The 20,736-nt window shown below is 39.7% G+C and carries 20 protein-coding genes; 6 read left to right on the top strand and 14 right to left on the bottom strand.

Annotation, left to right across the window (positions count from 1 at the left end):
- Positions 1 to 463 precede the first annotated feature (463 nt).
- The 5 genes from NSQ77_RS12555 to NSQ77_RS12535 all read right to left on the bottom strand — a co-directional run bounded on the left by NSQ77_RS12555 (position 464) and on the right by NSQ77_RS12535 (position 5,004).
- Entirely contained in the window at positions 464 to 1,255 is a 792-nt protein-coding gene (locus NSQ77_RS12555; RefSeq protein ID WP_339226348.1) for a carbon-nitrogen family hydrolase, read from the bottom strand.
- 21 nt (positions 1,256 to 1,276) lie between these two features.
- Complete coding sequence (locus NSQ77_RS12550) at positions 1,277 to 1,876, bottom strand: response regulator transcription factor (protein ID WP_339226346.1); 600 nt, start codon at positions 1,874 to 1,876, stop codon at positions 1,277 to 1,279.
- Positions 1,873 to 3,009 carry a sensor histidine kinase gene (locus NSQ77_RS12545; protein ID WP_339226345.1) on the bottom strand — a complete coding sequence of 379 codons (1,137 nt, stop codon included), beginning with the start codon at positions 3,007 to 3,009 and terminating at the stop codon, positions 1,873 to 1,875. Before NSQ77_RS12545 ends, NSQ77_RS12550 begins: the two co-directional genes overlap by 4 nt.
- Positions 3,010 to 3,096: 87 nt before the next feature.
- Positions 3,097 to 4,146 (bottom strand): fatty acid desaturase, encoded by a 1,050-nt coding sequence (locus NSQ77_RS12540; RefSeq protein WP_339226344.1) that lies wholly within the window; start codon positions 4,144 to 4,146, stop codon positions 3,097 to 3,099.
- A gap of 174 nt (positions 4,147 to 4,320) precedes the next feature.
- Positions 4,321 to 5,004, bottom strand: coding sequence for a phosphoribosylaminoimidazolesuccinocarboxamide synthase (locus NSQ77_RS12535; RefSeq protein ID WP_339226343.1), 684 nt, complete (start codon positions 5,002 to 5,004; stop codon positions 4,321 to 4,323).
- A 284-nt stretch (positions 5,005 to 5,288) separates the two neighbouring features.
- On the opposite strand from NSQ77_RS12535, the gene NSQ77_RS12530 reads away from it, so the two are divergent.
- Complete coding sequence (locus NSQ77_RS12530; RefSeq protein WP_339226342.1) at positions 5,289 to 5,921, top strand: CoA pyrophosphatase; 633 nt, start codon at positions 5,289 to 5,291, stop codon at positions 5,919 to 5,921.
- A gap of 128 nt (positions 5,922 to 6,049) precedes the next feature.
- Here the strand turns inward: NSQ77_RS12530 and NSQ77_RS12525 are convergent, their stop codons facing one another.
- The 5 genes from NSQ77_RS12525 to NSQ77_RS12505 all read right to left on the bottom strand — a co-directional run bounded on the left by NSQ77_RS12525 (position 6,050) and on the right by NSQ77_RS12505 (position 11,942).
- Complete coding sequence (locus tag NSQ77_RS12525; protein ID WP_339226341.1) at positions 6,050 to 6,622, bottom strand: hypothetical protein; 573 nt, start codon at positions 6,620 to 6,622, stop codon at positions 6,050 to 6,052.
- 41 nt (positions 6,623 to 6,663) lie between these two features.
- Complete coding sequence (locus NSQ77_RS12520) at positions 6,664 to 7,575, bottom strand: phosphotransferase (RefSeq protein WP_339226340.1); 912 nt, start codon at positions 7,573 to 7,575, stop codon at positions 6,664 to 6,666.
- Positions 7,576 to 7,596: 21 nt separating this feature from the next.
- The gene (locus NSQ77_RS12515) at positions 7,597 to 8,814 is read right to left on the bottom strand and encodes an MFS transporter (protein ID WP_339226339.1); all 1,218 of its coding nucleotides are present in this window, start codon (positions 8,812 to 8,814) and stop codon (positions 7,597 to 7,599) included.
- 29 nt (positions 8,815 to 8,843) lie between these two features.
- Positions 8,844 to 9,890: a winged helix-turn-helix domain-containing protein gene (locus NSQ77_RS12510; protein ID WP_339226338.1), complete on the bottom strand. Its 1,047-nt coding sequence runs from the start codon at positions 9,888 to 9,890 to the stop codon at positions 8,844 to 8,846.
- Between the two features lie 123 nt (positions 9,891 to 10,013).
- Positions 10,014 to 11,942 carry an ATP-dependent DNA helicase gene (locus NSQ77_RS12505; RefSeq protein WP_339226337.1) on the bottom strand — a complete coding sequence of 643 codons (1,929 nt, stop codon included), beginning with the start codon at positions 11,940 to 11,942 and terminating at the stop codon, positions 10,014 to 10,016.
- A 261-nt stretch (positions 11,943 to 12,203) separates the two neighbouring features.
- On the opposite strand from NSQ77_RS12505, the gene NSQ77_RS12500 reads away from it, so the two are divergent.
- Positions 12,204 to 13,430: an MFS transporter gene (locus tag NSQ77_RS12500; RefSeq protein ID WP_339226336.1), complete on the top strand. Its 1,227-nt coding sequence runs from the start codon at positions 12,204 to 12,206 to the stop codon at positions 13,428 to 13,430.
- 141 nt (positions 13,431 to 13,571) lie between these two features.
- Here NSQ77_RS12500 and NSQ77_RS12495 read toward each other — a convergent pair whose 3' ends face one another.
- From NSQ77_RS12495 to NSQ77_RS12485, 3 genes are all read right to left on the bottom strand, one after another.
- Positions 13,572 to 15,086 carry an acetyl-CoA hydrolase/transferase family protein gene (locus NSQ77_RS12495; protein WP_339226335.1) on the bottom strand — a complete coding sequence of 505 codons (1,515 nt, stop codon included), beginning with the start codon at positions 15,084 to 15,086 and terminating at the stop codon, positions 13,572 to 13,574.
- A 130-nt stretch (positions 15,087 to 15,216) separates the two neighbouring features.
- Positions 15,217 to 15,861 (bottom strand): LytTR family DNA-binding domain-containing protein, encoded by a 645-nt coding sequence (locus tag NSQ77_RS12490; protein ID WP_339226334.1) that lies wholly within the window; start codon positions 15,859 to 15,861, stop codon positions 15,217 to 15,219.
- 24 nt (positions 15,862 to 15,885) lie between these two features.
- On the bottom strand, positions 15,886 to 16,365 hold the full coding sequence (locus NSQ77_RS12485) for a PaaI family thioesterase (RefSeq protein WP_339226332.1): 480 nt from the start codon (positions 16,363 to 16,365) through the stop codon (positions 15,886 to 15,888).
- A gap of 165 nt (positions 16,366 to 16,530) precedes the next feature.
- On the opposite strand from NSQ77_RS12485, the gene NSQ77_RS12480 reads away from it, so the two are divergent.
- Entirely contained in the window at positions 16,531 to 17,592 is a 1,062-nt protein-coding gene (locus NSQ77_RS12480) for an NAD(P)/FAD-dependent oxidoreductase (protein ID WP_339226331.1), read from the top strand.
- 363 nt (positions 17,593 to 17,955) lie between these two features.
- Here NSQ77_RS12480 and NSQ77_RS12475 read toward each other — a convergent pair whose 3' ends face one another.
- Entirely contained in the window at positions 17,956 to 18,999 is a 1,044-nt protein-coding gene (locus NSQ77_RS12475) for a lactonase family protein (RefSeq protein WP_339231002.1), read from the bottom strand.
- Positions 19,000 to 19,418: 419 nt separating this feature from the next.
- On the opposite strand from NSQ77_RS12475, the gene NSQ77_RS12470 reads away from it, so the two are divergent.
- From NSQ77_RS12470 to NSQ77_RS12460, 3 genes are all read left to right on the top strand, one after another.
- Positions 19,419 to 19,634: a hypothetical protein gene (locus NSQ77_RS12470; protein ID WP_339226330.1), complete on the top strand. Its 216-nt coding sequence runs from the start codon at positions 19,419 to 19,421 to the stop codon at positions 19,632 to 19,634.
- A gap of 109 nt (positions 19,635 to 19,743) precedes the next feature.
- A complete protein-coding gene (locus NSQ77_RS12465; RefSeq protein ID WP_339226329.1) occupies positions 19,744 to 20,220 on the top strand; it encodes a GNAT family N-acetyltransferase in 477 nt (158 codons plus the stop codon).
- Between the two features lie 56 nt (positions 20,221 to 20,276).
- Complete coding sequence (locus NSQ77_RS12460; RefSeq protein WP_339226328.1) at positions 20,277 to 20,696, top strand: GNAT family N-acetyltransferase; 420 nt, start codon at positions 20,277 to 20,279, stop codon at positions 20,694 to 20,696.
- Positions 20,697 to 20,736 lie beyond the last annotated feature (40 nt).

Here is a 20,736-nt window from a genome sequence, read left to right as displayed (position 1 = left end):
CTCTGCATTTATACTAATGGAGGATAGTTTTCTTCGCTCCTTTCTATAAGAACAAAAGCGCAAGCACCCGGTTAGCGACGTACGGACTGCGCCCCGTACTGTGGCATGGATCGGCTTGCCGAACATTCTAACGTAGGAGATAAAGGAAACATGTCCCTTTAGAGGTATGCCGATATTAGGCGCAGTCTGATTTTAATCGGCCATCCTTTCCCCATAGTCGATGCCCGATTCACCGCAAGGGTATAAGTGCGACTAGGTCTCTCTGGCACAGCCAGTCAGCAAGTCTTCTTTAGATTGACATGAGGTGAGGGAAGTCTCGCTAGTCGTTGGGCGTTGGTGCTGGACGTGGCTCCTACGGTATCTAAGTTATCCACAGCATTCAAATTTTATAGTTTCCTATAATTAAAAAGCTACGCCATTTTATTGAAAACGGCGTAGCTTTTATTGATTTTTGCGCTTTTTTCTAGAGCTCGTACATTTCTGGGACTCTACTCGTAAAGATTGGAACATCATTTCGAAACGTTTCTACCTTTTCTAAAGCGATTGATTCTATAATCGTCTCTTCCCTCTGCCCACTCCCGAGCTTTAATGTAGTACCCCAAGGGTCAATCACCATTGAGTTTCCTGCGAATTCCACCCCATCATGTGTCCCTGCGCAATTACACGAAATAACATAAAACTGATTTTCAATCGCACGAGCAATCTGAAGTGCCTTCCAGTGCTCTGCTCTCGCTTTTGGCCACTCAGCAACAATGTATAGCACTTCTGCTCCTTTTAGTGCAAGACTTCTTGCTAATTCCGGAAAACGGAGATCGTAACAAATAATCAGTCCCATTTTTACTCCATCAAGCTCAAATAACTGAACTTTTTCCGCTCCTCCAGTTAAGTATGCCGGTTCATTCAGCATTGGCACAAGATGAATTTTATCATATTGATAGACAAGCTCCCCTGCTTTATTTACAACAAAGCTCGTATTATAGATGTTTCCGTTTTTCATATTCGGAATCGAACCGCCAATAATATGTACATCATTTGCTTTTGCCGCATCTTGCAGAAAAGAAAGGCTAGGCTCCCCATTACGATCTGCTAGTTTTTCCAGCTCATCTAATGTATAAGAAGTAGTCCACATTTCTGGCAGTACAATGATATCTGGTTTCTCCGTACGCACGGTCTCTTCTATCCATTGTTTAATTTTCCTGCGATTTCCCTCTGGATTCCCCGAAATAATCTCCATTTGATAGATTGCATGTTTCATATGTTCGTCACTCCCTGATTTTTATTTAAACCAGCCTTTTTCCTTTAATCTAGCGATGGCTTCAATACGATTGCTGACATTCAATTTATCCATAAGGCTTGATACATAATTACGAACTGTGCCATTCGACAAATAAAGCTGATTGGCAATTTCCTTTGTTGTCTTCCCATCTGCAATGAGTTTAATTACTTGCTCCTCACGCTCTGTCAGTGGATTCCCTTCCTCATAGGCCATATCAATTAATTCAGGCGCATAGACCTTGCGTCCAGCCATAATGGCACGAATAGAATTTGCTAATTCCTCGCTTGGACTGTCTTTTAGCAAATAGCCATTGACATTTGCTTTGCGTGCCCGTGCAAAATACCCTGAACGAGCAAAGGTAGTCAGAACAATTACTTTGCAGTTATCATCTCGCAACTTTTCGGCTGCATCCAAGCCCGTTTTTACGGGCATCTCTATATCCATTATACACACATCCGGGTTTAGTTTCTCTACTAATCCCAGCACCTCTTCTCCATTTTTCGCCTGCCCGACGACTTCCATATCTTCCTCCATATCAAGAAGAGCACCCAATGCTCCCAGCAACAACTGTTGATCTTCAGCAATTACAATTCGAATCATGATGACTCCCCCTGTTCCGTCTGTTGAATTACACGCGGCACCTGAATAACAAGCTTTGTTTCATCCTCTGAATCGAATGTTAGGCTCCCATTAACAAATTCCAGCCGCTCCTTCATTCCGAGAATTCCATTCCCTTTAAACGATTGACTCTTTTCCTGGACACCTATCCCATTATCCGCAATACAGATGAACCACTTATCCGAAGTTTGCTTCAGCACTATTTTACATTTCGTTGCCTCACTATGTTTCACCACATTTGTAACAGCTTCTTTTAAACACATACTTAAGACATTTTCAACGAGTATTGGTGCTTGGATTAAATCCGGATCTCCTATTACGTCACAACCAATTTGCCCAGCCTTAAGCAACTGACGAACACGGAGCATTTCATCTTTTAATTTAGTTCCTTTCATTCCAGACACAAGTTCTCGAACTTCTTTCAAAGCTGTCCTTGCCGTTTGGTGAATATCCGCAAGCTCCTTTTTTGCAGATTCTGAACTTGTCCCAATTAATTTTCCAGCGAGTTCACTTTTTAAGCCAATCAGTGAGAGCTTCTGTCCTAATGTATCATGCAGGTCTCGGGCAATGCGCTCTCTTTCTTCCAGTACAATTAATTGGGCAATTTTTTGATTCGCATCTTCTAACTGGTTTTCTAGTTTTTCACGCTTATTTCGATTATACATATTAAAAGGCAGTAAAATAACACCAATAACACAAATAATAATAAAGGGCAACTGCGTAAAAAAGATTTCAGTCTGTATAGAGAATCCAATACTTACAGCAATAATTGTCGTTACAAGGTGAACAATGTATAACGATATAAAACCAGCTTTATTCTGGATATTCCCGATAAAGAAGGCGAGAAATAATGAAAAATATACATACCCAAAGTATAGCGTGACACCAACACTGATTAGCATTTCAATACTTACAGATACATAGACAGTCCAACCCTGCTTAATAAAAGCCAGCCGATAAGCAACAAAAAATAAAACAATCATCACAACGCCAATCACAATATCTGATGGTGAAGAAGAGCGAAGGATAAAATAAAATGGAAGCAGGCAAAATGCAATCCATGCAAAAAGGCTAAGACCAGTATTTTTCGGGAAAATATGATACCAATGCTGCATCCAATCTCTCCTGTCTGTTTTCCTTATTTTGATAAGTATAACAAAAACCCTTCACAAGTGATATGAAGGGTTTTAGACTATTCCGTATTACTTTTGCAAACTTGCTCTTCTCGATTCCAATCGATGAGACAATTTCGCAGCGCGCTCAAGTTTCTTAAACTCCCTAAAACTGACAAACGATCTGCTTTCCTGATCATAAAGACGAAAACGAAGTGATTGCAAACTTGTAGCTAACGTAATGGTAGTTGCTTGGTGCAATGGCGGTGTTGATTCATGCGCCTTTTCCAAATGGTAGTTAGGAACTCTCGGGCTTAAATGATGCACATGATGATAACCAATACTCCCTGTCATCCACTCGATTACTTTTGGTAACTTGTAATAAGAGCTACCGTCAACAGCCGCTTTAACATAGTCCCATTCGTCTTCATTTTCAAAATAGGAATCCTCAAACTGGTGCTGTACATAGAATAACCAGATTCCTGCAGCTCCAGCAATAAATAAAATCGGTAATTGTACAAGCAAGAAAGCCTGCCAGCCAATAAATAAAATCAATAACGCGTAAATAACCGCAATGGAAAAGTTGATCAAATACGTATTCCATCGTTCTTTACGCTTTGCACCTTTTCGATTGAAGCGATTTGAAACTAAGAAAAGATATATCGGTCCCAGCCCAAACATAATGATTGGATTACGATAAAGCCTGTATGCCAATTTCCCCCAAAAAGATGCTTCAGCATACTCATCCACTGTCATTACCCATACATCACCAGTTCCGCGCTTATCTAAATTACCACTTGTAGCATGGTGAATGGAATGATCTCGTTTCCATTTTTCAAAAGCAAAATGGGTGATAATGCCTGTTATTGTACCAACAACCCGATTCGCTTTTCCGTTTTTGAAAAAGGACATATGTGTACAGTCATGGAAAATGATAAAGATCCGAACGACAAATCCTGCTGCAATAATTGAGATTGGCAATGATAACCAAAATGATATTGATAGGCTCTGGTATGCCAGAAACCATAACAGGAAGAATGGAAAAATTGAATTCAATAGTTGGATAATACTCGTTCTTGTATCTGATTTAGCAAAGATGGCAACGCTTTTTCGTAATTGTGCTTGTTTTTGTTTACTCATGGTTTTCCCCCTTAGTAAAAGGATGTATCTATCTTTATTTTAAATTGGACCGGGATCTTTCATAAGTCATAAACGTCATGGGTTCGTATGACATTTGTCATGTAAAGGTTTTACAAGTTCGGAGCGCACAAAAAAACGCCTCGTTTTCCAATTAAGAAAAGAGGCGATGTTCTTTTAGTTGTTTAGCACCATTTTTTCTAATGCTAATGGTTCAATGTATTCTCCGTTTTTATAGGCTCTCATGTTTCCACCGGATATTTCGTCGATAAGCAAAATTTGATTATTGGCATCTCTTCCAAATTCCAGTTTTATATCATATAACTCAATATCCTTCTTCGCTAATTCATCTTTCACTACTTGAGAGATTTTCCGAGTTAGTTCTTTCAATATTTCATATTCTTCATTTGTTAGGATTCCAAGCATTGCCAGTCCGTCTTTTGAAATTGGAGGGTCTTGGCGCTCATCATCTTTTAATGTCACTTCTACAAAAGCATCCAAAGCTTGGGCTTCTTCTGCGTATTTTCCATAGCGGCGTAAAAAGCTGCCCACAGCACGATAACGGCAAATCACTTCAAGCCCTTCACCAAATACCGTTGCTGGCACAACAGTCATGGTTGTGTTTTCCATATCAGCGGAAATGTAATGCGTTGGAATGCCTTTTTCGTTTAGCTTTTCAAAAAATAATTGCGTCAGCGCAAGTCCTGCCTTCCCAGCACCTTCTATTGAGAGTCCTACTGTATTTGCTCCAGGGTCAAAAACGCCATCTTCACCTGTTACATCATCTTTAAACTTTAGTAAGTAATTGCCATCCTCTAACTCAAATACATCCTTTGTTTTTCCTGCGTATAACTGTTTCACTGCTGGGCACCTCACTTGGTATTTTTTAGAAAACGCGGTATTCGCCAAGTCTTTAGGCGAATTCCTTAGTTGCACTTATGCAAGCGCAAAGGTTTATACTTTCCTGCTTATAAATCGACTTTCCACTCGTTATTTTATCACAAAATTACGAATGAAACCTATGAATCCTATAGCAGATAACTATACTTTTTTTCAGGATTCTTCATATACTAGTAATGTGGTTATTTTTTATTGTTTATAGTAGACTCAGATAATAGAGCATTTGCCTTTATGGGGGTGATATTTTGGATTCAACAACTATCATTGCTAAGCTGAAAGGACGTACGCCGAGCATTCTTGGTCATCATCAGATCAGGAAATCTGCCGTTTTACTCCCTCTTGTAGAGGTAGAAGGTGAAACGCATATTTTATTTGAAGTACGATCCATGGATATGCGCAGCCAGCCTGGAGATATTTGCTTTCCAGGGGGAAGAATCGATAAAACAGATAAAGATCCAAGACATTGTGCGATTCGAGAAACGACAGAGGAGCTCGGAATATCTGATGCTTTAATTGATGACGTTATTCCACTTGATTATATTGTGAATGACATGAGTAGAATTATTTATCCGTTTGTTGGGAGAATTGCGCAACCAGAGCTGATTATCCCAAGCCCATCCGAGGTTGGGGAGGTTTTCACGGTTCCGCTCGCTTTCTTTTTGGAAACAGAGCCTAAGCGCTATAAAGTAAATCTGCAAGTCTCACCAGAGACAGATTTCCCATATCATTTAATTGTTGGGGGCGAAGATTATAACTGGAGAATGCGTCAAGTTGACGAGCTTTTCTACGAATATAACGGAAAAGCCATTTGGGGACTTACGGCAAGAATACTCACGCACTTTATACAATTAGTGAAAGCAGAAGAAGAACCATCCTGATAGTCAGGATGGTTTTTTGGTCAGGTCCTTATTGTTCCCATTACCATTATGATGTTGAGCATATTTGAATTCCCAAGAAAAATTGAAGAATCAGGGGAGCAAATGCACAGGCCATTTACGTCCCCCTGTCATTCATTATTATTAATAATCTCTTCGGCAAACGCGATTGCGTCCTCTTTCGTTTCGTCCTCTAACAGGAAATATTGAATCGTATAACCATAGCCATCAAAGTCCATTCCCATAACAACGACATCCATTTCTTCATTTATTACCTGATATTGAACCTCATGTCCGTCAATCTCAATACTTTCAGCACCCGCAAGTTCTCCGACTACGCCTTTAGAGATTGTCATTTGTATGGCTGTATTATCTAAATACAAGTCGCCGTAAACTAATTCTTTTCGTTCGTCTCCCCATGCTTTCTTCATCTCTTCATCCAATGGTTCGTCCTTGGAAAAATAATAGATGATCTCCGCTTGCATCGGGTCGCCTGTTGTAACTTCCCCTTCTTCCGTGTCCATTTCATAACCAATCAGCAGCGACCCAAATGGGAAGTCGGTTTGCGGAATATATGGATTTATCCCTAATACTTCATTTACTTTTTCTTGTACAATCTCTGTTTCAGAATCACTTGTCCCCTGACTGCAGCCAATAAGCAGCACAAACAGAGACAAAGCAACAATGATACGGCATTTTTTCATACATAACCTCCTGTCCTGGGCAAATTCCACGTCCTTTACCCTTAACCAAGCTTATAAGCAGACTTATCCTCAAGCAATGCTAGCAAGCTTGCAAACAGCTTTCGCTGGGAGGTCCTTTTCCAGTCCTCCTTTACTTCTGCCATCAGCCACATTACCTCATCTAAAAATACATGCTCAATTGCTCTTTTCCAACATTGAAGCTCCAATGCTGACAGGCTTATATATTCTTGATATCCTTTTAGAAAAAGAGCCCATTGTTTCGGTGTAAACACTTGATCTGGGGCTGTTTCCATCTCATTATGAAAAAGCAGCAATGCCAATGCTAAATCAAAAATCCTTGGAATCCACACAGCATTATCTGGGTCAATTAAATATGGGGCTGGCGTATAAATTAAGTTATTGGCTTTATAATCGTGCGGTGTCATCACCATTGGCAGACTGGCATGCTGTAAGACCTCTTGCTGGGAAACAATTTGGATAAGCCTTCGATGCAGCAGCTCAGTGTTCAGCTTAAAGTCGTTGTGCTTTGCATGTTTATCAATATTTTTAACACTTTCAACAACTTCATCAATTGTAAAGTCATACACATCGTACATCCCTAATTGAAACACGTTTTCTGCTGGAGATAGATGATGTATGTTTCCTAATAACCTTCCAGCCTCGTAGATTTCACGATCTTTTCCCGCATAATCTTTTCCAGAAATGAAGGGATATACGACAAATGTTTCATCTCCAATAGTTTGCGGGTTATCCATTTTCAGTTTTACAGGCACGACAACGTTTATGCCTTCTTTATATAAATACGTAGTATAGTTCACTAAAGGTTGCGGTCGTTTTTGAGTTCGTTTTACAACGATATCGTGTATTCGGTACACTGGTGAAAATGGATAGATGCTTACAGGCTCGTTCTCCATATAATATCCAAATTTCTCTAAAATCTCTTTTCCCGTCATCGCAAACGCTCCTCCACTTTATTATGAAACTAGCTTACTATCTTCGGCTTCATGATTGATAAATTTAAAATACGGCAGGAATAGACCAAGCAGGGAAATGAAGCATATTAATATACCAATCAAAAGATACAACGGCCTTATTCCCCAAAGTTCACTGGAAAATCCCCCCATTAATACACCAAGCGGCATCATTCCTCTGATGATTAATAGACGTACTGAGAAGACTTTTCCCATGAGATAATTTGGAATAGTTTGCTGACATATCGTGAGATTATGTACATTAAACATTGCCATCGCTATCCCTGCAACGATTTCTGTAGTGATCGCCAAATAAATCGAGGTCGTAATTCCTAAATTGATGTAGGTCATTCCGCCAATGACAAGTGGGACTAGCATAAGAACGCGGCCGCTTTGATGCTTAATTTTCCCGACAATTAGCGTACCGATCAGATAACCAAGAGGAAAGCCAGCCATAAAGTATCCGTACACTGCATAGTTCTCGTTTAATTCTCCCGTTATATACGGTATTGTAATAACCATGGTTACACCAACGCCAAACTGGACCACTGCCAAGAAAATGCCTAACCAAACAATAATTTTTTGCTTGAAAAAATAACTGATTCCTTCTGTAAACTGCTCCAGCCATGTTTGTCTTGTTATATGTGGGCGATCCCCCTCCTGAATCTCTAATAGCAAACTACCGCTTGCAGCTAGTAAAAGGCAGATGAGCAGCAAGGTTATTTGAATCCCAATATACTCGATGACAAGTCCAGCTAATACTGGAGCGAGCAGCATCATCAAGCGAACCACGCCGTCAACGTACGCATTTGCGGTAGGTAGTTGCTCTTTCGTAATAATAGTCGGAAGTATTGCTTGATTGGCAGGAACATACAAAGGTGTAATGAGACCAACCGCGATCTGAACGGCATAAATATGCCATGGTGCTAGCGTTTCTGTCATATAGCTTATGAGTGGAATGAGAAAAATAGCCGCCCGACTCCATAATGCAAAAATCATAATCCATTTCCTGCTCCAGCGATCAATATAGGGGCCAATAAACAGTTGAAGCACTAACGATGGTAAAAAGTAAAGCAGCCACATGCTCCCCAAAGCCATGGTAGACCCAGTCAGTTCAAAGACGAGTAAAGAATTACAAAACGTCCCGAATGCTCCTGCTAATTCAGAGGAAGCATTTCCTGCCCAAATACGTGTAAAGGATTTGTTTTTAAATAGATTCATATCACACCAGCTTTTTTTAAATTCCCTGTCTATTCTTGATGAAGATATACAGTTAATTCCTTTGTTAACGAATCGATTGCCTTTCTTTTTAACGCATATTTTGCAGCCTTGATCTCAACTAATTGTGCTGCACGCAATATTTTCAGATGATGGTGAATGGTGGATTTTCCCATTTTCAATTCCTCTGTAATTTCTTGCAGTGTATGATTTCTTTCGTATAATAGTTTAATAATACGTAATCTAGCTTCATCTCCTAGTGCTTTGTACTTTAACAATAAAGAATCGCTTGGCAAATACCTGTCATCAGGAGAAATACTTTCATTTGCGACCGGGTAGTAAAACACCTTTGTATCTTCTATATCGGCGACAATATTCCACGGTCGGTACGTAACATGCGGAATTAAAAGGACTTGGTGGACGCTGGGCTCTGGCGGATATGCAATTCCTGCAGTTGCCCATTCAACAAATTCTTCCGAATCCATCTTTTCTTTCATTCCCAATTTTGTTGCTACATCTCTTTGCAGGATTTTTTCAAGCTGCTCCACATCCTTTTCAACAACTTGTTTATACCAATCTGTCATAACCACTACTAGATGTTTTTTCAATTGGCTTTCACCAATGGTGCTAATAAATGCAATGTATTCCGGAAAAAATGGATTTGCAGCAGTATCCGTCTGCAGCTCGTCCACTGCTTCTTTCTCTTGGGAGGCAGCACGCTCTCTTAACGGTTGGTACGCATCTCCAACAAATGGCAGACAAATAAATTTTAATTCCTTTTCTGAAAGAGCCTCAATATAGGTGGTAAATTCCTGAAGTGTTGCAAAATCTTTTTGATGCAATAACTGAAGCAATGCCTTCCAGGTATTATTCTTTTCAACATAATCGAGTTGATCACGCAACCGTTTTGAAAAGGAATCCCGCATTTCCTTCCAGTGGCTAACCGACTTTTCCAATGAATCAAGAAGTGGCGTATTGGTAATAGCTGCTATGCCCAATGCACATTCCCAAAGTGGTGAATAGTTAATGTAAACACTGTATGTTTCTCGTTTTTTTACCGTTGCACTAATAATATCCATGCAATTACCCCTTTTTAGACTTTTCTTTATTCTACATACATAGAACATAAAGTTCAATTGTTTTAGAACCGATTAACATAAAAAAAGAGGCAATGCAGGTCCATGCATTACCTCTTCCAGGTCTTACCAATCCATTTCAATCGGTAAAACGTCATCTATATTTTTTCGATATAATGCTTTGTTCTCTTCTGTTATCCATAGATGAATCACACCATGGTCATTCGATGTTCGTATCAAGCGGCCGATTCCTTGGCGAAGTCGCAGCAGCATATAAGGCAGGTCAACCTCTATGACTGGATTGTTCGCATGTCTGCGTTTTGCTTGGAATACAGGATCTTTCGGCGGGAATGGCAGGGATGAAATAATCACCTGTGTCAATGCTTCCCCAGGGACATCAAGCCCCTCCCATAGGTTATATGAACATAGTACAGCAGGCTCTTCATTTTGAAATTTCCTTACTATCGCACTGATTTCATAATCTCCTTCATAAAGGATTCTAAAATCCCAAACGCTTGTTTCTGCCCACTTCCTGAATTGATTCATTTCTTTTTCTGAAGAAAACAGGACAAGTGTGTGGCCTTCGTTATCTTTTAACTGTGCCCCAATTTGTTCCCATTTTAATGCCGCTTCTTGTTCTACATGACCGATTAGCTTCATATTTGTTTCATAATCAAATGGAGAAGCTACTGAAAACGAATCAAAGCTGTTAATTCCTAAGCTATCAGCCAGATGTGTGAAATCCCCGCCTTGCGCTAATGTCGCGGATGAGAAGACAAATGGGATATTTTGGGAAAATACTTCCTTCTCCAAAACATCTTCTACTAATCGCGGCATAACTACAAGACTTGTTGTTGTTTCATTTTCCTCCAGCCAGTAGATACCTTGTTCGTCCTTTAATAAATTCGTTAAACCATAACTAAAGAATTCCAAGTATTCCTCAATAATTTTCGTATGGTATTCATCCATTGTGAATAGCTCTGCGTCAAAGACCAGCTGCTCCAGCAATTGCTGTACCATTCTATTTAACCTTTCAGCCATGTTCACCATTGTATCTGTTCGTGGAATTTCTTGACGGTTTGACCCTTCCACAGCAACGGCCGACTGACCAAGCAATTCAAACCATTCATCATTCAATGCTAAAATGTCCTCAACAAGAAGCAGCGATTCCTCGCGCACATCCTGACCCATATACCCTGTTAAAACATTGGTCAGATTTTCAAAATTAAATCGATAAGTCAGCCCTTTTTGTGCAGCAGCCTCCAGCAGATGACCTTCATCAAATACAACAGAGCTTGCTTCTGGAAGGAGCGGCAATTGCCCTTCACGCTTGCGTGATTCCTTTGTCCACACATGTTCCATATAAAAATCATGCGAACAAATGATAATGTCTTTTGCATGACGGTAGTATTCCCGATTCAATGTTTGTCCACTTCGATGTCTCCAGTCACAGGTTGCACACTGCTGGAGCGGGTCCCAACCGATCATTTCCCACTTCTCATCAGAAACCCACGGATATTCTTTACGATCTCCGTAGCGCTCAAATGATTTCATCACTGCACTGGTATCAAAAACGAAATCCGGAATCTCGTCATGGACACTTAAAATATCTTCATCATCCGTTATTTCTGCAAGCGGGTTTAATTTTTTAATACATACATAATTTTCCCTTGCTTTTGCGAGGCGTACATCAATATCGAGCCCGAGTGCTGTTTCCAGTTTTTCAATATCTCCGCCTTTTTTCACAAGCTGTTCAATTAATGTCTCGTCTGCACAAGAGATTATCGCAGGCTTTCCTTTATAACGCGCATAGCAAATCGCATATAATAAATAAACAAGCGTCTTGCCTGTTCCTACACCTGCCTCAGCAAATATCGTATGTTTATTTTTAAATGCCTGTTCCAGCTGAAAGGCCATATAAATTTGTTCGTCACGAAGTTCAAATCCTTGTTCTGGTAAAATATCATAAAACACATCACCGATATAATCCCCTAAGCGATCAAAGAAATTATCATCTTTAGAAACCGTAAATGGAATGGAAGTATTTCTTGTCATCGTAAACCCCTCTACTAATTATCATAAGTTTATATAATACCATATATCTATTAAAATTTCTGCAATTTCACCGGCATATTCGTACTTACTCAACTGTAAGTAAAATCGGTACTTATACAGGATGTCTGTCAGGCAGTATAAACCTATTTAACTATTTTTATTCAGGAACAAAAACCGTTGCTATTTTTAGTATCAGATGTACAATAGCAATAAGATTAATCATATTGGTCGTTTTCTATTATAAGAAAGAAGGGAAATATGTTGGAAAAGGCAGTAAATAAGAAAGTTAGCTCCACAATCAGTAACCAGCCCATCTATTCGATTTTATTTATCATTGGAACCTGTCATTTGTTAAATGATTCGCTTCAAGCTGTTATCCCTGCGATGTTCCCAATTTTAGAACGTTCCTTAGGACTGACATTTACACAGCTTGGACTCATTGCTTTTACATTAAATATGGTTTCCTCCGTGATGCAGCCATTGGTCGGCATGTATACGGATAAGCGTCCAATTCCATACGCCTTACCGATTGGGCTGACGAGTAGTATGTTTGGAATGCTTGGTTTAGCTTTGGCTCCTAACTTTTGGATGATTCTCATAAGCGTTGTCTTTATTGGCTTGGGGTCTGCCGTCTTTCACCCAGAAGGGTCACGTGTTGCCTACCTTGCTGCTGGTACAAAGCGAGGGCTCGCTCAATCGATTTATCAAGTGGGCGGAAATTCCGGGCAAGCACTGGCACCACTTATCACGGCATTGGTGCTCGTTCCATTAGGCCAGTTTGGCGCCATTTGGTTTACATTAATTGCCGCGCTCGCTGTCTTTTTTCTCATGCATATCGCAAAATGGTATGCAGCGCAGATCAAAGAATTTTCGCGGACGAAGGGAGCTAAAAAGGCAGCAAAACCGAATAAAAATATGTCCCGGGCAATTAAAAGCGCACTTATTGTATTAATTTTTCTTGTTTTTGCTCGCTCCTGGTACCAAGCTGCTATTTCGAACTTCTATGCATTTTACGCGATTGACAGCTATGACCTTACAATTGCCAAATCTCAAGTCTATATCTTTACGTTTCTTGCGATGGGGGCAGCTGGAACATTTTTAGGCGGACCATTGGCAGACCGGTTTGGAAAACGTAATGTTATCCTGTTTTCCCTAATTGCTTCTGCGCCTCTTGCACTATTATTGCCACACGTTGGCCCTGTTTTCGCGATTATATTACTTGCTGTCATTGGAGTTATTCTAATGTCTAGCTTTTCCGTTACCGTCGTCTATGCTCAAGAGCTCATTCCGGGGAAAATTGGCACGATGTCTGGTTTAATTGTCGGATTGGCATTTGGGATGGGGGCAATTGGATCGGTAGCTCTTGGTACGCTAATTGACTTTATTGGGCTGACACCGACCATGATTATGATTTCAATTCTTCCTTTATTAGGATTTCTAACATTCTTGCTGCCAACAGATGAAAAGATTCAAGAATGGTATGCTTAAGTGAAATTGTTCTCTGAAAAATAACAATGGAAATGCAGCATAGGCCTATGCTGCATTTCCATTTCCACTAAAAAACACATGGGAAGTCTGCCCTCTTCCCATGTGTTTTTCCTTTATATATCGAACCCCTAATGTTTCATCTTACTTTTGCTTAACTAGCTTTCGCATTGTACCTGTTTCTTTAAAACTAGCATGCCATGAAAATGCTTTTTCCAGCACATGAGGGGTCTGCCCTCCACGCTCAAGTGCTTCCTCGTAATAATCCCATAGCTGTTCGCGGTACATTGGATGTGCACAGTTTTCAATAATCAGTGGGACACGCTCTCGTGGAGCAAGCCCACGTAAATCCGCATAGCCTTGTTCTGTCACTACTACATCCACATCATGCTCCGTATGATCAACATGTGACACGAACGGAACAATACTCGAGATGTCTCCCCCTTTTGCAATCGACTTTGTCACAAAAATCCCAAGCCGTGCATTTCGTGCAAAATCTCCAGAACCACCAATTCCATTCATCATTTTCGTACCACTAACGTGTGTCGAGTTTACATTTCCATAAATATCAAACTCTAAGGCGGTATTAATGGAGATTAGTCCGAGTCTACGAATAATCTCTGGCTGATTGGATATTTCTTGTGGCCGTAAAATTAATTTGCCCCGGTATTTGTCGAAATCCCGAAAGACCTGTTCCATCTTTTCCTCTGACAAGGTTAAGGAACATGCCGATGCAAATGTGACTTTACCAGCATCGATTAAATCAAATACCGCATCCTGCAATACTTCCGAATAGACTGTTAGATTTTCAAATTCTGAGTCGAGCATTCCATGCAACACAGCATTTGCGACCGATCCAATCCCCGATTGAAGCGGCATAAGTGAATCCGTTAAGCGACCTGCTTGAATCTCGGAACGCAAAAAGTCCAGAAGATGACCAGCCATCATTTTTGTTTCCTCATCTGGAGGAACAATTGTAGATGGAGAATCCTCTTGATGGGTGAAGACAATCCCCTTAACCTTAGTAAAATCAAGCGGGATCCCAAGCGTTCCAATCCGCTCGTCAACCTTATTTAACGGAATCGGAGTACGTTCTCCTTGCTTGCTGAGGCTGTAAATATCATGCAAGCCCTCCAATGCTTCCGGCTGTGCCAAATTCAGCTCAATGATGATGTTTTCTGCTGTTTCTGCAAAAGAAAGTGAATTCCCAACAGAAGTAGTTGGGATAAGCATCCCGTCTTCCGTAATCGAGATTCCTTCCAGGATAGCATAGTCTACGCGATCAATAACATCTCCCCGCAGCATTTCCGCCGTATGTGATAAATGCTGGTCTACAAACAGATGCTTCCCTGTGTTAATTGCGTTCCGCATTGCTGGTTCTGCCTGAAACGGTAATCTTTTCGCAACAATTCCAGCTTCAGCAAACATTTTATCAATGTTGGAACCCAGTGAAGCTCCTGTATACACATTCACTTTGAAAGCCTCACCTTTCCGTGCCCGCTCCACCAATGCGGTTGGCACTGCTTTCGCATCTCCAGCACGAGTAAATCCACTTAAACCTAAGGTCATTCCATCACGAATCCATGATGCAGCTTCCTTTGCGGACACAACTCGTTCCCGAAGCAACCCGGGATGTATGCGCTTTAATTTTTCTCCCATAAAACATCCCTCTTTTTTCAGTTGTTGATACTTATTCTAACTTAGAAATCAAACATTTCGGAAAAACAGGAGGGAGAAACTTATATTTCGATTAAAGTACTGAAATCTTCGGATAAAGCAGCAAAAATTGTCAGAATCCTAATAATTTGCGAAAATAGCTTGCATACGATTGACTGACTGGAATAGTAACGTCATTTGTCATCGCCAGCAAGAAGGTAGAATGTGTATCTGGATAAATTTCCTTGATATGATGAACATTCACAATGTATGACCTATGGCAGCGAATAAACGATTCTACAGGAAGCATATATTCAAATTGCTGCAATGTATTGGAATGTGTCCCAGAGTAGTTATCTGAAAAAACATGCGTTTTCCGGTCCTTCGCCTCCAAATAGATGACATCAGAAAATGATATCGGCTTCCATCCATCATCATTTTTTATCGTTACGACTGATTTCCCTTCTGTCCAAGCTGGGTAAATTGCCAGCACACATCCTTCCAGTCTTTCTTCAAAATGAAACGGGACAGCCATTCCATGGTAAGGGACACCATAAACATTTCGATTAATAAACTTTGAAACTTTTTGCTCCGATATAATAGCTTTATGTGCAAGCGTTCCTTCCTTAATCGAATCGCCTGGCTGAATCTTTAAGTCGATCCGTTTACTTGGGCGATAGTAAATATATTCCGTCGTCGTTGAAACTGCAATTGAAATTTCATCAGAGAAAAGCTCTCCGATTACATCTAGGAGAGAATGTATGTTTAGTTTCTTCATGGTCGTCGTCCTCCTATTTTTTCTTTAGTCTGCAATAAATGACTTTGGCATCACCGCTGCTACAACAATTGCTTTGACACAAAGCATTTCACCAGCAAAAACCTCTGTATGTATTTTCCATTTCTTAGGATGCACCTCTTCGACTGTGCCTACTGCTTTTAATGGAACATCCTGTCGGGTCGGCTTTAGAAAGTCAAGATGTAATGATGCCGTAACAAATCGTGGCGGTTCGACACCATCACCTGGCTCATGTCCATTTTTCCGATGCAATGCTAAGGAGGCAGAACCAGTTCCATGACAATCCACCAATGATGCGAGCAAGCCCCCATATACAAAACCAGGAATTGCTGTATGCTCCTTTTTCGGCGTATAAATTGTTATGGTCTGATTGCCTTGCCAGCCTGTTCTTAATCGCATTCCCTCTTTATTCAGTCTGCCGCAGCCATAGCACCAAGCATAGTCCTCACCATATTCATCTTGAATTGCGCTTTGAACCTGTTCCATCGCTATTACCTCCCACTTTTCTGTATAATTCCATTTTATCGCATTTTCAGCATATACACACGAAAAAATATTCAATTTCATTAAGTTGGTGACAGTTTACTACAACTTTGGTAATCTATTAGAAGAACCGGTAGAAAGCGTTTCATTATTTAGGGGGTTATTCAAGTGAAAAGGTTAGTTATTTTAGGTGGTGGATATGGTGGTATAAAAATCCTCACTGGTTTATTAGATCAGTATTTACCAGAGGATTTGCTGATTACCGTTGTTGATCGGAACCCATTTCGCTCACTAAAAACAGAATTTTACACGATTGCCGCAGGAACCGTTGCAGATCAAGATGTACGAGTTGAGTTTCCAGATGACAAACGCGTTCACTATGTTTTTAATGAAATCACAAAAATTGATACCGAGAATGAGCAAATTTTATTTGAGGATCCAGAAGATACAATCGCCTACGATTATTTAATAATTGGACTGGGCTGTGAAGATAATTACCATGGTGTTGAAGGTGCTGAGGAGTTCACAAAAAGTGTTCAAACATTTGCGAAGGCCCGTGAAACAGGGGTTGCAATTGGGAATTTAGGTGCTTATGGCAAGGTTACAATCGTTGGTGCGGGATTAAGTGGAATTGAGGTCGCTTCCGAAATCCGTGAAAGCAGACCTGATTTAAATATCCGTATTTTAGACCGTGGTTCAACCGTGTTAAAAGCGTTTGATTCTAAAATCCAGCAATATGTAGAATCTTGGTTTGTAGCGAATGATGTGGATGTTATACATAATTCAATTGTTGAATATGTTGAGAAGGATGGCGTTTGCAATAACGGCGTATGCTTCCTGAACGATGTGACCATCTGGACAGCTGGTGTCAGACCAAATTATTTGGTACGTGAATTACCGTTTGAAAAAGATATTCAGGAAAAAATCATCGTTAATGATTTTTATCAGGTTCCAGCACAACCGAATGTTTATGTATTAGGTGACTGTGCGGCTTCTAATTTCTCTCCAAGCGCGCAGTTAGCAGGTCAGCAAGGAGAGCAAATCGCAGACATTCTTTTAGCAATCTTGCGTGACAAAAAACCAAGGAAACCGAAGGAAATCAAGCTGAAAGGCACGCTTGGATCCCTAGGCAAATCAGATGGATTCGGTAATATGATGCAATTGCCATTTACCGGATTTCTTCCTCGGCTTGCGAAATCGGGTGTCCTATGGTTAAGTAAACGACATTAATTATAAAATGGAATCGGCATATATAGCTGATTCCATTTTTCATTTAAAAATTTACATAATCTTCACTGCAGCTTCACAAGTATTTCATTATGTTATAGTATGATTTACCTATAGATACATAATGAATGTTGGAGGTGCACTATGCGATTTATTGCTAAGGTAAGTATTAGTCTCGTCGTTGTGCTGTTTTATTTCTTTTAATGTATCTTTCCCCCTGGTCACCAGCATTTCCTTTCCCCCGTTTGTATATAATAATTTTACACGCAGGATTAAAACTGCGGTTTCTTGCCTCAATTAAATACTTCCTTTTTAAAAAAGTCAGTCACATTTCTGCTGTGACTGACCTTTTATTGAATTTGTTGATTAGCCTAAAAACTTCACACATACTACTTCCGGTACATCTACAATGGAATCGAGCTGTGTCAGCTTTCCTGTCTCCCCATCACGCGCAAATAATACAAGATTGCCTGACTTCTGGTTTGATGCAACGATGAATGCTTCACTAGGATCGAGCACAAAATCACGTGGCCAATTCCCGCCAGTTGGTGTAATTTCGACTAGTGTGAGCTCTTTTGTTTCTTCATCAACTTGAAATACAGCGATACTATTATGACCGCGATTTCCTGTATAAACAAACTTACCATCAGATGTAATGTGAATAGCGCTTGCATCATTTGTTTCATTAAAATCCGATGGAATTGCTTTTATTTTTTGTTTTTCGCTGAAACTCCCTTGATCAGCATTGTATTCAAGCACAATAACTTCAGAGCTTAACTCCGTCATTAAGTATGCTGTCTTGCCGTCCGGATGAAACACAACGTGTCGCGGACCGCTCCCTGGCGCTACATGAAGGGCTGCTGATTTTACAAGCGCTTGGTTTTCAATTTTGTATGTCACAAGCTCATCCGTACCAAGATCTGCAACAATGACATATTTTCCATCTGGCGTTTGTGCTGTATAGTGGACATGTGGTTTTTCCTGACGTTCGTGCGGTCCATTTCCTTCATGCTGAACTGTATTTTTCAGTGCGAGTTTACTTGGACTATGTGCCTGAAATAAATCGATCGTTCCTTTATGATAGTTACCTGTCACTAACACACCATTCTGAATATCAAGGTGACACGGTGGTGCCCCTTCTTCCAGTTTCTCATTGATGTAATTCAATTCACCTGAGTCAGATACGATTTCATATGCATGTACACCACCAAGCTTATCCTGCTGCGCAACAGAATAAAGCTGACGTTTATCTTCACTGATCGCCAAATAAGTTGGACTGCCAACCTTTGCCGCTACCTCTACTGCTTCTAATTTGCCTGCCTCTGCATCTAGAACGAAACGATAAATCCCTTCACTGCTTTCACGCGTATACGTTCCAGCAAACCCGATATATTTTTGAGCCATATGTATCCATCCTTTCTAGTATTGGTGGTTCTATTATAGCATTAATGGACTATAAGTTCTTTCTTGAGAATCTGCAAAAAAATGGGATGGCTCTCAATAAGTAAGTGGTAAAATTTCGTTGTTAGCATACCTGATGTGCTTGTTAAATGCTCCCTATCTTATATGGAGCACAAAGTTTCTAATCACTGGAAAACTGTTTTCAGTTTACTAGAATGGGAAGGTGTATTCTGAAAAGTTATGATAAAATATACATAAAAATCACGGAAGGATGTCATTTTAATGATTTAATTTTGAACCCTTTTAGAAAAATCGAACGCTGACAATACAGCTAAAACGATTGAATCTGTATAGTAATTTACTTCGCTAACAGGCCAGGATATTTCAACTGGCGGTTCGTACTAAAACAAAATGAAAAAGGTGAAGAAGTGTTAGATAAAATCAAATCATTACCTGAAAAGCCGGCATTTGTAATTGGTCTTTCTTTAATATTATTTAGTCCGATTTTATTATTTTTGACTTCGTTATTAGCCTCAGCTGGGAAATGGATCGTGATTATACAAGCAATTATTTGGGGAATTGCTATCTTACTTATACTAAGTGCGGCTGATAAAAGATATTCACGTAAAAGCAATACAAAGTGAAGGTTGATTTGTTTAATCTTATAAATTTAACAAATGCATTTCTTAGTTTAATGTTATTAACGTACACAATTCGTATCTGATGATAATAATTCATATGAGGAGAAATAAAATGGATACAACTAATTTCATAGAGCTAAAACACCTTTCAAATGAACACGTAGATTTGCTGCATTCTTTTGAACTGCCTAAAGAACAAATCCAGTTTACTTCATTACCAATAAATTTCGCAGATGTATCAGAAGGTCAGTTTCGTATTGTTATCATTTATCATAATGAACCTGTTGGATTCTTTCTATTACACGCAACTGAACGAGTGAAAAATTATACAAATAATCAGCAGGCCATGCTGTTAACCTCCTTATCAATAAAACACTCCCAGCAAGGTAAAGGCTACGCAAAACAAGCGATGAATATACTCAGGAAATTTGTAGCCGATGAATTTCCGAATTGTAATGAAATCGTTCTAGCTGTTAATCATAAAAATATAGCTGCCCAACATTTATATAAAAAGGTTGGTTTTCAAGATACAGGCAAGAGAAAAGTTGGACCTGTCGGTGAACAGTACATCATGAATTTAGTGTTGTAATTACATACATATTATGAAAGCACATTGGCGCTGACTTTTGAATAAGGGAGATTTCAATGTTTATTACAGATAAACGATACGACGAATTTGAAGCAGAGAACGTTCTTGAACAATTAGAACGCCTATATAATGACGTACGGTGGTATGCCTATACAAATGATATGTCTCTTCTTCAAGACGCTCTTTTACAGCCATTAGACGTAATATGTGCTTGGAATGTAGAAAAACTGATTGGTCTTATTCGAATTGTGGGTGATGGATTAACGATTATTTATATACAAGATATACTTGTATTAAATAACTACCAAAATCAAGGAGTTGCTACAACTTTAATGCAACAAGTTCTTCAGGATAAAAATGTTCGTCCAAAAGTATTATTAACCGAAGAAGCACCTAATGTTCGACATTTTTATGAGAGAAACGGTTTCCAGTCTTGTGATAAAGGGAGTCTAGTAGCATTTGCGAAGTTAAGTTAAGGAATTTAATTGGTTGATAATTAAATAAAATCATGAAAAC

The sequence above is a fragment of the Oceanobacillus sp. FSL K6-2867 genome (assembly GCF_037963145.1).
In the GTDB taxonomy this organism is placed as follows: domain Bacteria; phylum Bacillota; class Bacilli; order Bacillales; family Amphibacillaceae; genus Oceanobacillus.
This window is presented reverse-complemented; position numbering and strand designations above follow the sequence as displayed.